This is a genomic window from Pseudomonas fluorescens group sp. PF-69 (assembly GCF_054481235.1).
This window is the reverse complement of the sequence record NZ_JBTMNC010000001.1, coordinates 5,646,748-5,660,810: the sequence shown is the minus strand read 5'-3', so window position 1 is coordinate 5,660,810 and position 14,063 is coordinate 5,646,748. Positions and strand designations below refer to the sequence as shown.

The 14,063-nt window shown below is 62.1% G+C and carries 14 protein-coding genes; 4 read left to right on the top strand and 10 right to left on the bottom strand.

The window, feature by feature from the left end:
• Nucleotides 1–11: 11 nt before the first annotated feature.
• Genes ACX3YF_RS26430 through ACX3YF_RS26410 form a run of 5 tightly spaced genes read right to left on the bottom strand, consistent with a single transcriptional unit; the run spans nucleotide 12 to nucleotide 4,268 of the window.
• Nucleotides 12–656 carry a tetratricopeptide repeat protein gene (locus ACX3YF_RS26430; RefSeq protein ID WP_130208726.1) on the bottom strand — a complete coding sequence of 215 codons (645 nt, stop codon included), beginning with the start codon at nucleotides 654–656 and terminating at the stop codon, nucleotides 12–14.
• On the bottom strand, nucleotides 653–1,462 hold the full coding sequence (locus tag ACX3YF_RS26425) for an SDR family oxidoreductase (RefSeq protein ID WP_047528140.1): 810 nt from the start codon (nucleotides 1,460–1,462) through the stop codon (nucleotides 653–655). The genes ACX3YF_RS26430 and ACX3YF_RS26425 overlap by 4 nt, the downstream gene beginning before the upstream one ends.
• Complete coding sequence (locus ACX3YF_RS26420) at nucleotides 1,449–2,123, bottom strand: TenA family transcriptional regulator (protein WP_130208724.1); 675 nt, start codon at nucleotides 2,121–2,123, stop codon at nucleotides 1,449–1,451. The genes ACX3YF_RS26425 and ACX3YF_RS26420 overlap by 14 nt, the downstream gene beginning before the upstream one ends.
• The gene (locus ACX3YF_RS26415; RefSeq protein ID WP_458974577.1) at nucleotides 2,120–3,601 is read right to left on the bottom strand and encodes an AMP-binding protein; all 1,482 of its coding nucleotides are present in this window, start codon (nucleotides 3,599–3,601) and stop codon (nucleotides 2,120–2,122) included. Before ACX3YF_RS26415 ends, ACX3YF_RS26420 begins: the two co-directional genes overlap by 4 nt.
• Nucleotides 3,591–4,268 (bottom strand): thermostable hemolysin, encoded by a 678-nt coding sequence (locus tag ACX3YF_RS26410; RefSeq protein WP_458974576.1) that lies wholly within the window; start codon nucleotides 4,266–4,268, stop codon nucleotides 3,591–3,593. Before ACX3YF_RS26410 ends, ACX3YF_RS26415 begins: the two co-directional genes overlap by 11 nt.
• Nucleotides 4,269–4,452: 184 nt before the next feature.
• Between ACX3YF_RS26410 and ACX3YF_RS26405 the strand changes: the two genes are divergently transcribed.
• Nucleotides 4,453–5,025 carry a cytochrome b gene (locus ACX3YF_RS26405; protein ID WP_458974575.1) on the top strand — a complete coding sequence of 191 codons (573 nt, stop codon included), beginning with the start codon at nucleotides 4,453–4,455 and terminating at the stop codon, nucleotides 5,023–5,025.
• Here ACX3YF_RS26405 and ACX3YF_RS26400 read toward each other — a convergent pair.
• The 3 genes from ACX3YF_RS26400 to ACX3YF_RS26390 form a co-directional block, all read right to left on the bottom strand.
• On the bottom strand, nucleotides 5,006–6,115 hold the full coding sequence (locus ACX3YF_RS26400) for a DNA alkylation repair protein (RefSeq protein WP_130208716.1): 1,110 nt from the start codon (nucleotides 6,113–6,115) through the stop codon (nucleotides 5,006–5,008). The two genes, ACX3YF_RS26405 and ACX3YF_RS26400, sit on opposite strands and share 20 nt — an antisense overlap.
• Before the next feature lie 157 nt (nucleotides 6,116–6,272).
• Nucleotides 6,273–8,081: a monovalent cation:proton antiporter-2 (CPA2) family protein gene (locus ACX3YF_RS26395; RefSeq protein ID WP_458974574.1), complete on the bottom strand. Its 1,809-nt coding sequence runs from the start codon at nucleotides 8,079–8,081 to the stop codon at nucleotides 6,273–6,275.
• A gap of 163 nt (nucleotides 8,082–8,244) precedes the next feature.
• On the bottom strand, nucleotides 8,245–9,318 hold the full coding sequence (locus tag ACX3YF_RS26390; protein WP_448646478.1) for a diguanylate cyclase domain-containing protein: 1,074 nt from the start codon (nucleotides 9,316–9,318) through the stop codon (nucleotides 8,245–8,247).
• A gap of 185 nt (nucleotides 9,319–9,503) precedes the next feature.
• On the opposite strand from ACX3YF_RS26390, the gene ACX3YF_RS26385 reads away from it, so the two are divergent.
• From ACX3YF_RS26385 to dmeF, 3 genes are all read left to right on the top strand, one after another.
• Complete coding sequence (locus tag ACX3YF_RS26385) at nucleotides 9,504–9,842, top strand: FKBP-type peptidyl-prolyl cis-trans isomerase (RefSeq protein ID WP_103404264.1); 339 nt, start codon at nucleotides 9,504–9,506, stop codon at nucleotides 9,840–9,842.
• 203 nt (nucleotides 9,843–10,045) lie between these two features.
• Complete coding sequence (locus tag ACX3YF_RS26380; protein WP_047528162.1) at nucleotides 10,046–10,321, top strand: metal/formaldehyde-sensitive transcriptional repressor; 276 nt, start codon at nucleotides 10,046–10,048, stop codon at nucleotides 10,319–10,321.
• Between the two features lie 12 nt (nucleotides 10,322–10,333).
• Entirely contained in the window at nucleotides 10,334–11,260 is a 927-nt protein-coding gene (dmeF, locus tag ACX3YF_RS26375; RefSeq protein WP_458974573.1) for a CDF family Co(II)/Ni(II) efflux transporter DmeF, read from the top strand.
• A 155-nt stretch (nucleotides 11,261–11,415) separates the two neighbouring features.
• Here dmeF and ACX3YF_RS26370 read toward each other — a convergent pair whose 3' ends face one another.
• Both ACX3YF_RS26370 and lpdA read right to left on the bottom strand, forming a co-directional pair.
• Nucleotides 11,416–12,435, bottom strand: a complete 1,020-nt coding sequence (locus ACX3YF_RS26370) for a branched-chain amino acid aminotransferase (protein WP_047528166.1) — start codon at nucleotides 12,433–12,435, stop codon at nucleotides 11,416–11,418.
• A gap of 233 nt (nucleotides 12,436–12,668) precedes the next feature.
• Nucleotides 12,669–14,051 carry a dihydrolipoyl dehydrogenase gene (lpdA, locus tag ACX3YF_RS26365; RefSeq protein WP_448646480.1) on the bottom strand — a complete coding sequence of 461 codons (1,383 nt, stop codon included), beginning with the start codon at nucleotides 14,049–14,051 and terminating at the stop codon, nucleotides 12,669–12,671.
• Nucleotides 14,052–14,063: the final 12 nt, after the last annotated feature.

Genomic DNA, 14,063 nt, shown 5'->3' with positions numbered 1-14,063 from the left:
ACGGACTCCTGTCAGCCGAGTTTTTTATTGACGTCCACCAGCAATGCCTCGATTTCCTTGCGACGACCGGCATCAGCGGTTTCGCGGCCCGGTCTGGGCGCCGCTTGCAGGGCTTTTTGCAAGGCTGCCTTGGCTTCGGTGTAACGCTTTTGACGGTAAAGGTGATCGCCCCAGAAGTACAGGCTGTCGATGCCATTGGGGTTGAGTTGCAACGCTGTTTTGAGCAACTGCTCGGCCTTGTCCGCGTCGCCGAAGCCGATCGGCCAGCCGGGTACGCGATCATACAGCGCGGCAAGGCTGGTGTAGGCCGAGCCTTGCAGCGCCTTGGGGTCCAGGGCCAGGGCTTTTTCCAGGTCGACTTTGGCCTCCTTGACCTTGCTCAGCGCGCCAAGCCCGCCCTGGGCGCCGGCCCAACTGCTGGTGACGATCCCGGACCAGATCCAGGCTTCCGCCACATTCTGGCGCTCCTGGGTGAAGGTTGAGGCCTGGGCGGCAAGCTTTTCGAATGCGGCGGTTCGCTGGCCCTCGGGCAGTTCGTACTGAATGTGTGCCCAGTTTTGCTGGATGCCCAGCAGGCGTTGCTCGTCGGCGGCATCCAGTGCCCAGGCACTTTGGCTCAAGGCGCCCAGCAGCAGGTAAGCGGCGATTTTGTTCATGGTTTGAGATTCTCCTTGTCGGACTTCTGACTCAAGCTACGGATCAGTGGTAATTGCTTGCGCAGGCCTCGGTCCACCAGATTGGGCAGCAGGCTGTTGAGGCGCACGAAAAAACGTTCCGGCCAGCCCAGGTACAGATCGCGACGGTCACCGGCAATGGCGTGAATCACGGCGGCGGCCACGGTTTGCGGGTCGTCGACGTTGGACTTCAGGGCATCGTTGAGCGCCTGCGCCGCCGGGCTGTTCATGCTGGTGCGGGTGGCACGCGGGGCGACGTAGAGCACGCTGACCCGGGTGTCCGCCAGCTCCCGGCGCAGGGCTTCGGAAAACCCGCGCAACGCGAACTTGGTGGCGCAATAGCTGGCGTAGCCGGGATAGCCGATGGAACCGTAGGTTGACCCGACGTTGACCACCATGGCGCTGGTTGCCTGCTTGAGCAGTGGCAGGAGGGTTTTCGTCAGGCAGATCGGTGCACCGACATTCAGCGCGAGCATCGCGTTGATCTCGCTGTCATCCAGTTGTTCGAGCATGGCGAAATGATTGACCCCGGCGGCATTGATCAACAGGTTGATGCCACCGATGCTTTCGGCTTCGGCCAGGACTTCGTTGCGGTCCGCGAGCGACGTCAGGTCAGCTGCGATCCAGCACAGGTTATTGGGGTAACGCTCGAGCAACGGTTCCAACGGTTGTCGATGCCGGGCCACGGCCAAAACCCGGGCGCCGCTGTCGCACAAGGCCGTGGCGATGGCCAGGCCTATGCCGCCGCTGGCACCGGTCAATACCACACGAGCTTCAGACAGGCGCATGGGCGTTCTCCCCGTCACGTGGCAAACCGCGGAACATGTCGGCGTAGAGCTTGTACACCACTTTGGAGGCGTGAATGACGGCGGCCTGATCGTCCGGGTCGTCCAGCGTGTTCATCAAGCGACGGTAGGTCTGCATGTGCTCGATATCCAGGGAACCGTGGGAACTGAGGTAGCTGAAGGCGCTTTCCGGCAAGTCCAGGCGTTCGCGAATACTGCCGGCGGCGTGGGTGGCCAGGGCGATGCTGGTGCCTTCCAGCACGTTGACCATGCCGAACAGACCCACCGGGTTGTCCCGGGCAATCAGGTCGTAGAGAAAGCTCACCATCAACTCGATGGGGAGCGAAGGGCGACCGTCGCGGACAGCGGATTTGTCGCCACCGCAGACTTCGATGTCGTTGAGGATCCACTGTTCGTGGCCGTATTCGTCCTCGATGTACTCGCACACCGCTTGCCGCAGCCATTCCAGGCGTGAGGGCAGGCGCGCGCCACAGGCCATCATCAGAGGCACCGTGTGGCGAACGTGGTAGTAGGCTTGCGTCAGGAACGCCCGGTAGCTTTCCAGGCTGACCTTGCCCTCCAGGGCATCGCGAATGACCGGTAGGGTGAACAGTTCGTGGCGTTCCTGGTGGGTGGCTTCTTGCAGTGCGTCAAAAAAACTCATGATGCGGTGTCCTCTGAAAACGCAGATTCGGTCAGTTGTGCCCGGTACCGCTCGACAATGGCGTCGCGGCGGGGGCGGCCATTGGCGGTCAGCAGGCCATTGGCTGGGGTGAAGGGTTGATCCAGGCGGGTCCAGTGATGGACCTGGGCGTAGTCGGGCAAGTCCGCGTTGGCCTCGGCCACGGCGGCGGCCAGTTGCTCGTCCGGGCAGTCGGGGCGATGGGGCCAGAGCAACGCATGGTTGTGGGGCATGGCTTCGCCGTAGACGAACGCCTGGGCGATATGACGACGTTGGGTCAATTCGGCCTCGACCCACTCGGGGTTCACGTTACGACCGAAACTGGTGACGAACTGATGCTTCTTGCGCCCCTTGAGGTAAAGGAAGCCCTCGGCGTCGAATTCGCCGAGATCGCCGCTGGACCACCATTGATCGGTGTGCGGCGCGTCCCCCAGGTAGCCGAGCAGCGTCGATCCCTTGATCAGCACCTCACCGTCGTCGGCCAGGCGAATCTGCACATGGGGCAGGGGCCGGCCGACACTGCCGGGGCGACATGCCTGCGGCCGATTGAGGCAGACCACTGACGCGCACTCCGACAGACCGTAGCCTTCGTAGACCGGTATGCCCACGCGTTGCGCCCGCTGCAGCAACTCCGTGGCGACCCGCGCACCGCCCACCGCGGCAAATCGCAGGTGTTGCGGGTCGAAGCCTTTCTGCTCGGCGGCGCTGACCAGCATCAACAGCAATTGCGGCACCAGAATCAGACTCTGCGGTGCTCGGGCGGCCAGGCACCCCAGCAAGCGCGGTACATCCACGCCGCTGGCGCCCTGAATGCCCAGGGTTTTCTGGCTGGGCAGGCTCAAGGTCGCCCCCGCGTACAACGCCGCATAACAACCGATATTTTCCAGCAGGATGGCCAGCGGCAGCAGGGCCAGGTGGTGTTGCGGCTGGCTGGGTCGGCTGGCCAGTTCCAGTTCGCGGGCCACCTGCAAAATGCTCTCGGCACTCAGGCAGACGCCTTTCGGTGTGCCGGTGGTGCCGGACGTGAAGGTCAGCTTGGCGGTGCCTTCGGGCATCCGCCCGGGCCCCTTGAAGGTGCGGCGCCAGAACTCGCCGGTGTGCTCATATCCGCACGCTCGCAGGTCGCTGTCTAGCTCCGGCCCGGCGATCACGAGTTCGGCCTGGCTCTGCTCCAGACAATGGTTGCGTTGTGCGGGGCTGAAGAACGGCGGCAACGTCAGGCACGTCAGGCCTTCAAACAGGGCGGCCAGGTCCCAGAGCATCGCGTCGACGCCATTGTCCAGCGCCAAGGCGACCACCTTGACGTTCTCATCGCGCAGGCGCTGTCGGTGGCTCGTCACCTCGGTGTAGAGCGTGGCGTAGTCCAGCTTCGACTGATCGCCCCACAAGGCGATGCCAAGGGGTTTTTCTTCGGCGTGGCGGCGCAGGATCCGGTCGAATCGTTGCATTTCAGGCGACATGGTTGAACCCCTCCATGGACGTCGACAAACCCAGGCGAGCGAACAGTCCGATATTGCGTAAATGAATGAATCCGGCGCGGATATTGCCGACGTGCACCCAAGGCTTGCTCTCGTAATAGCTGCCCCAACTGTGCCGGTCCTCGCCCAGTCGCGCCGGGTCGGCGGCGCACAGGGTCACCGGCTTCAGACCGAGCCGGTGGAAGCTGTTGACCAGGCCGATGTTGCCGGTAAACGCCACCCATTCCAGGCCACCCATGGCCAGCAGGTAGGTGATGGCGATGATGCTCATTCGTGCGCTGCCGGTGTCACTGGCCGCCAGATTGCCCACTTCGACGATACCGGCCCGTTCCACCGGGCGATCAGCCGCGGCGCTGATCAGCGGGTCGATCGGTTCGTCCAGGTAACGCTCCAGAAACAGCTCTCCTTCATTGGCCAGACGCACGCCGGCCACTGCGCAGAGCTCACCCGCGTCATTGCTCATGCCGAACAGCTCCGGCATGAAATGGCGGATGTCGGCGCCATGGGCCTTGCGGAAACGTTGCTGGATAAAGGTTTCGAACGATTTGCGCTGGGGGTCATCCGGCAACGCTCTGGCCAGGCTCATCTGCGGTGTTTCCGCTTGGCCGAACTGCAGAGGCAAAGGGATGTTCCAGTAGGAATGGGGCATTGAAAGACGCCTCCCGGTGAAGTTTGAGAGGAGTATCGGAAGCATTTCTTAACGGAGTCTGAAGGTGAGAAAAAAGTTAAATCAACTCGTCTTCAGGTTCGCTTAAGATTGCGCTGGCAGGGTGGCGCACGATCAGGTTGTGCGAATGAGTCGCCAGCCTGGACTGACGCTCACGAGGCCCACCATGACCCGCGATTCAACGGCACAACGTTACGGAAAACTGTCTATCACGCTGCACTGGCTGATGCTGGCGCTGTTTGTCGGCGTATACGCCTGCATCGAAATCAAGGGGTTATTGCCCCGTGGCAGTACGGGGAGGAGTTTTTTCCTCGGGCTGCACGGTGTGTTCGGCTTGAGTATTTTTGCCCTGGTCTGGATCCGTCTGCTCGGACGGCTGACCCCGCGCCCACCCATCACGCCGGCGCCGCCCACCTGGCAGACCGGTGTTTCGCACCTGATGCATCTGGCGCTGTATGTGCTGATGATCGCCACGCCGTTACTGGCCTGGCTGATGCTGTCGGCAGGCGACAAACCGATGCCCTATTTTGAGTTTGCCCTGCCGGCACTGGTGTCTGTCGATCCCGACCTGGCCAAACAGTTCAAGCACTGGCACGAGCTGCTCGGAAATGCCGGCTACTGGTTGATCGGCCTGCATGCGGCGGCAGGCTTGTTCCATCACTATTGGGTCCAGGACAACACCCTGACGCGCATGCTGCCAGGCCGCTCACGGGATGCGCTCAACCCGCGTCAACCCTGATCTCGAAGGCTGAACTCGCCAGCCGTTCGCCATTGATCAACACATGCACCGCATGCCGGCCCGCATAGTGGCGACGGGTGGTCAGTTCCTTGATGTGCTGGCTGCGGGCGATGGATTCGGTGGCCTTGCCAGGCAATGTCAGGGCCTTGAGCTTGAACACCTTCGCCGACGTGCTGCCGTTGGCCTTGACGTAGTCGACGGCGTAGTCGATCACCAGGCGCTGGCTGACCTCTGCCGTGGATTTGACGGCAAAGGACAGGGTGATTTTTTCCCCCAGGCCAATCACTGGCGGATTGACCTGCAGGTCGATGATCTCGACTTCAGGCTTGCCGCTGGCGCCGATGATGGCCAGTGCCCTTTGATTACCCTGTTTAATCAGGCTGCGCAGCGCGTGCCTGGCGATCCACGCCGTGTGTTTGTTTTCCAGTGACCAGCTTTCGATCAGGTCCAGTACCCACTCGGGATGGTCCTTGGTGATGTCGTTGAGGTGATTGGCCACGGACTTGCGCACATACAGGCTGGGGTCGGCCTTGAGGTTGTCGAGAATGGCGGCCGCCAGGCGTGGCTCGGCCTGGATCGACTCCAGGCGAAACGACCACGGCAACCGTGGCCGGCAGCCTTCACTGGCCAGGCGCCGGACGTGTTCGTTGGCGTCCAGCGACCATTCATGCATCCGCTTGAGGGAACGCTCCAGATCGCGACGCAGGAAGTGGCGGATGGCGAATTCCGAAGAGCCGAAGGCGGTGAAGTACTTGAGTGCGTCCATCGACAGTTCGAATCGTTCGGCGCCATAAGTCGCGACGTAGTGCGGCAGGCACATGCTGACGAAGCCGCTGTTCAGGCGCGGCGCGAGGGCGCGCAACAGCGGCAGAGAGGCTTCGAAGTCCAGCGCCAGCACCGCGTGCAGGCATTCGCTGACGCGGGCCATGCGTTGCATCACCGACAGGTCCGCCAGACCGTTTTTCGCCAGCTTCAGGAACGCCCTGGCGTCGAACCCGGGATGGACCGCGGTCATCTCGGTGGCAATGTGCTGGAGGCGTTCGGTGTTGAAGATTTCCTTGAGGGCGGGGGAGGATGAATCAGCAGCCATTGTGGATTCCTTTGCGTTCGTTATGCATCCGATACAACGCGTGATCGTTCATCGCGGGCAAGCCCGCTCCCACAGGATCGTGGGGCAGGCAAAATTTCAGCTCATCCGAAATCATCGTGGGAGCGGGCTTGCCCGCGATGAGGCCCGTGCCAACGCATCATTCCCTGGCGGCTTGCTCTTCCAGCTGATCCGACTCAAACAGCCGCGCCAGTTCCGCCCGCGCTTCCTGGGCGGTCTGCATGACTTTCACCGCATCGTCGTACACCGCATGCTGGGCTTCAAGCACCTGCTCATCGTGATGTTTGAAGCGCTTGATCCGCGCATCCGCCTGGGCATGGGTCAATCCCAGCCCGATCAAGGTCTGCCGGCTCATTTCCAGGCTGGAATAGAAGGTCTCGCGCACCGGCAGGGCGTCCACGTCCATCAGCCGATGCACATGCTGGCGGTTGCGTGCGCGGGCGATGATTTTCATCTCCGGGTAGAGCTTGCGCACCAGCTCGGCGGTCTTGATGTTGGTGTCCGGGTCGTCGGTGGCAATCACGAAAAACTCCGCTTCGCCGACTTTCGCTGCCTTGAGGATTTCCGGGCGCATCGGGTCGCCGTAGAACACGGGCACGCCGCCGAAGCTGCGGGACAGTTCGATGGTTTCCACCGACGTGTCGAGGGCGACGAACTTGATGTTCTGCGCCCGCAGGATACGCGCGACGATCTGCCCCATCCGGCCCATGCCGGCGATCACCACACGGGGAGCTTCGGTGTCGAAGTCGCGGAATTTCTCAGGCACCTCCACCGGTTGCACCTTGGGGCTGAACAGACGGTCGCACACCAGCAGCAACAACGGCGTCAGCGCCATGGACAGGGTGATGGTCAACACCAGCAAGTCGTACAGATGCGGTTCGAACAGCCCCTGGTCGCGACCGATCTTGAACACCACAAAGGCAAACTCACCGCCGGCCGCCAGCACGATGCCGAGGCGAACGGCGTTGACCTTGCCCAGGCCTCCGGCCAGTCGGCCGACGACAAACAGCAGTGGCAGCTTGCAGGCGATGAGCAGCAGGGTCAGGCCCAGCACCAGGGCGGGCGCACTCAGCAGCAGGCTCAGGTTCGCGCCCATGCCGACACTGATGAAAAACAGCCCCAGCAGCAGGCCCTTGAACGGTTCTATCTGCGCTTCCAGTTCATGGCGGTACTCGGAATCCGCCAGCAGCAGGCCGGCAAGGAAGGCGCCAAGGGCCATCGACACACCGACCAGGTCCATCAACCATGCCGTACCGATGACCACCAGCAGCGCCGTGGCCGTGGACACCTCGGGCAGGCGGGTTTTGGCCACCACCCGGAACACCGGTCGCAACAGGTAGCGTCCGCCGATCACGACGACGGCTATGCTGCCCAGCACCCGCAAGCCGTGGTTCACATCGTCGGCGGTGCTGGAGTTGTGATCGACTCCGGCCAACAGCGGCACCATGGCGATCAGCGGGATCGCGGCGATGTCCTGGAACAGCAGAATGGCAAACGCCAGGCGCCCGTGGGGGCTGGTCAGTTCCTTGCGTTCGGCCAGGCTCTGCAGGCCAAACGCCGTGGATGACAGCGCCAGGCCCAGGCCCAGTACGATCGCGCTGTTGAGCGGCTGACCGAACACCAGCAGCGCCACCACACCGATCACCGAGCCGGTCAACAACACCTGCGCCAGGCCGACGCCAAACACCGATTTACGCATCACCCACAAGCGGCGCGGCGACAATTCCAGGCCAATGATGAACAGCAGCAACACCACGCCGAGTTCCGAGATATGACTGACACTCTGCGGATTGCCGATCAGGCCCAGCACCGAAGGCCCGATGATCACTCCGGCAAACAGATAACCCAGCACCGCCCCCAGTTGCAGCCGCTTGGCCAGCGGCACGGTGAGCACCGCCGCGAGCAGAAACACGACAGCGGCTTGCAGCAGATTGCCTTCATGGGGCATGAGAAAACTCCATTCACTCGGTACGGTGGGGGGGTAAGGATAAAGGCTGGGGTTGCCTCATATCTACCGTGGATCGATGGTGGATGTGCAAGTGACATCGTGGACTTGCCTGTGAGGAGGCCCTGTCAGCCAGGCGTGACAGTGGCTGACACACTGGGCGGCTCTACTCGATCCTGTTGTGGCTCAACGCCTGATCACCCAATCGGTACTGATTGTTCCCGCTGCGCTTGGCCGCATACATCGCCAGGTCGGCAATGTGGATCAGCCGGTCCATGCTCGGCGCATGGTCGGGGAATACGGCCACGCCCAGGCTGGTGCCGATGTGGCGCTGGTCGTTGCCGATGGTGACGGGCGGGGAGAGTTCGACGAAGATTTTCTGACAGATGCTGCGGGCTTCGTCTTGCAGGCTGCGGCCCTGAGGCAATCCCTGGAGAATGATCACGAATTCATCGCCGCCGATGCGGGCAACGGTGTCGGTCGCACGCAGGATCTTCTGGAGGCGGGTCGCGGTGGTCATCAGTACGCGGTCGCCGGCGGCGTGTCCATAGTGGTCGTTGATGGCCTTGAAGCCATTGAGGTCGACGAACACCAGCGCCACCCGCGTGTTGTTGACCCGCGCCTGTTCCAGCGCTTCGGCCAGACGTTCTTCGAGCACCAGCCGGTTGGGCAATCCCGTCAGTGGGTCAAAGTGCGCCAGGTGGCGCAGGTAACTGGCGGAAGCCTTTTCTTCGGTGATGTCGCGCACCACGCCCATCATCTTGATCGTTTTGTCGTGCTCGTTCTTCACCACGTTGCCGGTCTCGCGCAACCAGCGGAGGGTGCCGTCGGGCCAGACCACACGATATTCCTCGTCGTGATTCTCACCGGTTTCCAGGCAACGCAACTCGCCGGCCCGGACCCTGGCCCGGTCATCCGGGTGCACGCAGGCGCAGAACAAGGCGTAGGAGGGGGTCACTTCGCCGATCTTGAACCCGAACATGCCGTAGATCGCGTCCGACCAGTAGAGCCTGTCGGTATCGACCTCCCAGTCCCAGGTGCCGATGCGGGCAAAGTACTGGCTGCGTTTGAAACGCTCCGCGTCGCCTTTCTGGTGGATATGTTGTCCTTTGCAGAGGTTGTCGATCAGTGTGCGGCATTCGCTCAGTTGCTTGCGGAACGTGCGCTCGCGCCAGAGCAGCACGATGACCAGCGCGAGTATTACCAAGCCAAGGGCAGTGTGGGTCGAGAGCAAAATCATTCTGGGGTGGCCATCATGGCGATGCGAACCGTCCGGGGAGGTTCGGTTATCTTGGTTCAGGATACTTCGGCAAACAGCTTTCGACCCCGCGCCTGACGGCAGGAAGGGTTGCCAATCGAGTGCAGATCTGGGAAAACGGCGCCGGTCAGGCCCCTTTCGGGCAAGAAAGCATACGAGTGAATTCAATGAATGACGAGCTTCAGGTGATTGACCTCCAACCGGGCGACGGCAAAGCAGCCGTCAAAGGCGCATTGATCACCACCCAGTACCGCGGCTGGCTGGAAGACGGTACGGAATTCGATTCCTCCTACAGCCGGGGCAAGCCTTTCCAGTGCGTGATCGGCACCGGTCGCGTGATCAAGGGCTGGGATCAGGGACTGATGGGCATGCAGGTCGGCGGCAAGCGCAAACTTTCGGTGCCGGCGCACCTGGGCTATGGCGAACGCACCATGGGCAAGATCCCGCCGAACTCGAACCTGGTTTTCGAGATTGAATTGCTGGAAGTGCTGACCCGTGACGATTGACCGCGACGGCACTCGGGGCAAACCGCGCTGTTCTGGCCGGATGCCTCGGGTGCGGGCCTGATCGAATGATCGATGCAGCCGGTGGCACGAGCCGGCTCGTCACCGCCCCAATGCACCCCTCTGAATAAATATGACCTCAACGCCTTGCCAGCCCCCGGGCTATCGGCGACTATGCGCACCGTATAGGGGTAGGGGGTATAGGTATGTCGCACATTCACGAACACAAAGATGACTTGCTCAAACGGGTCCGGCGCATTGCCGGCCAGGTTCAGGCAGTGGAGCGCGCGCTTGAATCGGATGCCGATTGCGCCAAGACCTTACATTTGGTCGCGGCCATCCGCGGGGCGGTCAATGGGTTGCTGGAACAGTTCATCGACGCCCATGCCCGTGAGCATGTCGCGCATCCGGGGCTCAGCGACGAAGCTCGCGCCGAAGGCCTGGAAGACTTGTTGCAAGCCATCCGCCGTTACTCGAAATAGAGGTCTGGAACCATGACACTGACACCGCAGGCCTCGCGTTTTTCCCATGATCATGTGTTTCTGGGCGCCTCCCACGACGAAAACGCCCGCCGCACCTTATGGGTGGTGGTACTGACGTTTGTGATGATGATCGGCGAAATTGCCGCTGGGTACATGACCGGTTCGATGGCGTTGCTGGCCGATGGCTTTCACATGGCGACCCATGCCGGAGCCTTGGGCATCGCCGCGGCGGCTTACGGTTTCGCCCGCCGCAATGCCAACAACGCGCGTTACAGCTTCGGTACCGGCAAAGTCGGGGATCTGGCCGGGTTTGCTTCGGCCATGGTGCTGGGGCTGGTATCGATCGCCATCGCTGGCGAATCCATCCTGCGCCTGTTCCAGCCGACGACCGTGGCCTTTACCGAGGCGACGGTGATCGCGGTGGTGGGGCTGGCGGTAAACATCGTCAGTGCCTTCCTGCTGGCCGGCGATCACGGCCATCACGATCACGGGCACAGCCATGACCACGGCCATCATCACCATCACGACAACAACCTGCGCTCGGCTTACCTGCATGTGCTGGCCGATGCCCTGACCTCGATCCTGGCGATTGCCGCGTTGCTGGCAGGCCGCTATCTGGGCTGGGTCTGGCTGGACCCGGCGATGGGGATCGTCGGTGCCATCGTGATTGCAAAATGGGCGGTCGGATTGATGCGCGACAGCGCCGCCGTGCTGCTGGACGCGACGGACGAACACGTGGCTGAGGAAATTCGCGAGCTGCTCGAATCGTCGGACGATGCGCGGATCAGCGATCTGCATGTATGGCAGGTCGGCCCGCAGGCACGGGCGGCGATCGTCAGTGTCGTGGCGGCGGCAAACATCAGCGCCGACACCATCCGCGAACGCCTGGCGCCGGTCCACGAGCTGTCACACCTGACGGTCGAACTGCGCAACGTTTAACCAGGTTTCACGCGTTATCGTTGACGACCATCGCCAGCAGGCTGGCTCCTACAGGCCGCGCGTGTGCCAGCGAAAAACGAAAGACGCAAAACGCACTTAAAACAAAGCCCCCCATCGGCAGGCCGATGGGGGGCTTTTGTGCATCAGGCGTCAGGTCAAACCTTGACGATCCAGCCTGCTGGGGCTTCGACGTCGCCGGTTTGCACGCCGGTCAGCTCTTTGTAGAGCTTCTGGGTGATCGGGCCGACTTCGGTTTCACTGTGGAACACGTGCAGATGGTCGTTGTAGCTGATGCCGCCGATCGGCGTGATCACGGCGGCAGTACCGCAGGCACCGGCTTCCTTGAAGTCCGACAGCTTGTCGATGAACACGTCGCCTTCGACCACTTCCAGGCCCAGGCGGGTTTTCGCCAGTTCGATCAGCGACAGACGGGTGATGCCCGGCAGCACGGATGGCGAGTTCGGGGTCACGAACTTGTTGTCGTGGGTGATCCCGAAGAAGTTGGCCGAACCGACTTCCTCGATCTTCTTGTGGGTCATCGGGTCCAGGTAGATCGCGTCGGCGAAATGCGCCTTCTTGGCCTGGGAGCCCGGCATCAGGCTGGCCGCGTAGTTGCCACCGACCTTGGCTGCACCGGTGCCCTGCGGGGCGGCGCGGTCGTAGCTGGAGATCAGGAAGTTATGCGGGGTCAGGCCACCCTTGAAGTAGGCGCCTACCGGAATGCAGAAGATCGAGAAGATGAACTCGGGTGCGGTACGCACGCCGATGTTGTCGCCGACGCCGATCACGAACGGACGCAGGTACAGCGCGCCGCCGGTGCCGTAAGGCGGAATGAAACGCTCGTTGGCGCGGACCACTTCCTTGCACGCTTCGATGAACTGCTCGGTGGATACGTGCGGCATCAGCAGGCGGGCGCAGCTGCGTTGCATGCGCGCGGCGTTCTGGTCCGGACGGAACAGGTTGATCGAACCGTCCTTGCAACGATAGGCCTTCAGGCCTTCGAAGCATTGCTGGCCATAGTGAAGGGCAGTGGAGCCTTCGCTGATGTGCAGCACGTTGTCTTCGGTCAGGGTGCCTTTGTCCCACTCGCCATTACGCCAGTGCGACAGATAGCGCTTGTCGGTCTTGATGTAGTCAAAACCCAGCTTGTCCCAATTGATGCTTTCGTTACCCATGACACCCTCTATCACTTAACAACCGCCGAAACGGTTCAAGGCTTCTGACATTTTTTCGGATGGGCACAACAATACTTCATTCTCGGGCTAAATCGCAGCCCAGACTATCGGATGGCAGGCCGATAAATCGTGTTGGCCTCAAGAATTCGCGAGCAGGCTCGCTCCCACAGGGGATTGCATTTCAAATGTGGGAGCGAGCCTGCTCGCGAAGGGTCCGGTGTTGCCACCACCATTTAGAGGTGCAACGCGTGGCCAAGGGCCCGCAACGCCGCTTCCTGCACCGCCTCGCCGAGCGTCGGATGCGCATGGATGGTGCCACCGATGTCTTCCAGCTGCGCGCCCATTTCCAGGCTTTGCGCAAAGGCCGTCGACAATTCGGACACCCCGACGCCTACCGCTTGCCAGCCCACGATCACATGGTTGTCACGACGGGCGACCACGCGCACGAAGCCGCTTTTCGATTCCAGGGTCATCGCCCGGCCATTGGCGGCGAACGGGAAGCTGGACACGATGCAGTCCAGCCCGGCAGCCTTGGCTTCGTCCGGCGTCTGGCCGACCACCACCAGTTCCGGGTCGGTGAAGCACACCGCGGCGATGGCCGTCGGGTTGAACTCGCGGGACTTGCCGCTGATCAGCTCGGCGACCATCTCGCCCTGGGCCATGGCCCGGTGAGCGAGCATCGGTTCGCCGCTGAGGTCGCCGATGGCGTAGACGTTGTGCATGCTGGTCTGGCAACGATGGTCGATCTTGATCGACGCGCCGTTCATCGCCAGGTCCAGCGCTTCAAGGTTCCAGCCCTGAGTGTTCGGCTTGCGACCGACGGCCACCAGCACCTGATCGGTTTCCAGGTTCAGGGTGTCGCCGTTGGGGGCAAGCACTTGCAGGGTATTTGATTTGGAATCAAAGCCTTGAACGCTGTGCTTCAAGTAAAGTTTCACGCCGAGCTTTTTCAGTTCGTCATGCACAGGCTGGGTCAGTTCGGCGTCGTAGGCCGGCAGAATCCGCTCCTGCGCCTCGACCACACTGACCTCGGCACCGAGCTTGCGATAGGCAATGCCCAGTTCCAGGCCGATGTAGCCGCCGCCCACCACGATCAGCCGTTTTGGGACTGATTTCGGCGCCAGGGCTTCGGTGGACGAAATGATCGGCCCGCCAATCGGCAGCATGGGCAGGTTCACGCTTTTGGAGCCCGTCGCCAGCACCAGATGCTCACATTGAATGCGCGTGTCGCCCACTTCGACAGTCTTGCCGTCGATGACCCTGGCCCAGCCTTGAATGACCTGGACCTTGTTCTTTTTCAGCAGCGCGGCGACGCCGGTGGTCAGGCGATCGACGACGCCGTCCTTCCACTCGACGCTCTTGCCGATGTCCAGGGTCGGCGCCGACACGCTGATGCCCAGGGCCGAATGCTGGCTGTGCTGTTGCGTCTGGTGAAACTGTTCGGCGACGTGGATCAGTGCCTTGGACGGAATGCAGCCGATGTTCAGGCAGGTGCCGCCCAGGGACTGGCCTTCTACCAGAATGGTCGCAATGCCCAACTGGCCGGCACGGATCGCCGTCACATAACCGCCGGGGCCGCCGCCGATGATCAGCAGCGTGGTGTTCAGAGTTTGCATGCATGCCTCTCC

What these genes read in the sequence shown, in the direction of transcription:
- ACX3YF_RS26430 (WP_130208726.1), bottom strand. Translation starts at nt 656, where the DNA reads ATGAACAAAATCGCCGCTTACCTGCTGCTGGGCGCCTTGAGCCAAAGT.
- ACX3YF_RS26425 (WP_047528140.1), bottom strand. Translation starts at nt 1,462, where the DNA reads ATGCGCCTGTCTGAAGCTCGTGTGGTATTGACCGGTGCCAGCGGCGGC.
- ACX3YF_RS26420 (WP_130208724.1), bottom strand. Translation starts at nt 2,123, where the DNA reads ATGAGTTTTTTTGACGCACTGCAAGAAGCCACCCACCAGGAACGCCAC.
- ACX3YF_RS26415 (WP_458974577.1), bottom strand. Translation starts at nt 3,601, where the DNA reads ATGTCGCCTGAAATGCAACGATTCGACCGGATCCTGCGCCGCCACGCC.
- ACX3YF_RS26410 (WP_458974576.1), bottom strand. Translation starts at nt 4,268, where the DNA reads ATGCCCCATTCCTACTGGAACATCCCTTTGCCTCTGCAGTTCGGCCAA.
- ACX3YF_RS26405 (WP_458974575.1), top strand. Translation starts at nt 4,453, where the DNA reads ATGACCCGCGATTCAACGGCACAACGTTACGGAAAACTGTCTATCACG.
- ACX3YF_RS26400 (WP_130208716.1), bottom strand. Translation starts at nt 6,115, where the DNA reads ATGGCTGCTGATTCATCCTCCCCCGCCCTCAAGGAAATCTTCAACACC.
- ACX3YF_RS26395 (WP_458974574.1), bottom strand. Translation starts at nt 8,081, where the DNA reads ATGCCCCATGAAGGCAATCTGCTGCAAGCCGCTGTCGTGTTTCTGCTC.
- ACX3YF_RS26390 (WP_448646478.1), bottom strand. Translation starts at nt 9,318, where the DNA reads ATGATTTTGCTCTCGACCCACACTGCCCTTGGCTTGGTAATACTCGCG.
- ACX3YF_RS26385 (WP_103404264.1), top strand. Translation starts at nt 9,504, where the DNA reads ATGAATGACGAGCTTCAGGTGATTGACCTCCAACCGGGCGACGGCAAA.
- ACX3YF_RS26380 (WP_047528162.1), top strand. Translation starts at nt 10,046, where the DNA reads ATGTCGCACATTCACGAACACAAAGATGACTTGCTCAAACGGGTCCGG.
- dmeF (WP_458974573.1), top strand. Translation starts at nt 10,334, where the DNA reads ATGACACTGACACCGCAGGCCTCGCGTTTTTCCCATGATCATGTGTTT.
- ACX3YF_RS26370 (WP_047528166.1), bottom strand. Translation starts at nt 12,435, where the DNA reads ATGGGTAACGAAAGCATCAATTGGGACAAGCTGGGTTTTGACTACATC.
- lpdA (WP_448646480.1), bottom strand. Translation starts at nt 14,051, where the DNA reads ATGCAAACTCTGAACACCACGCTGCTGATCATCGGCGGCGGCCCCGGC.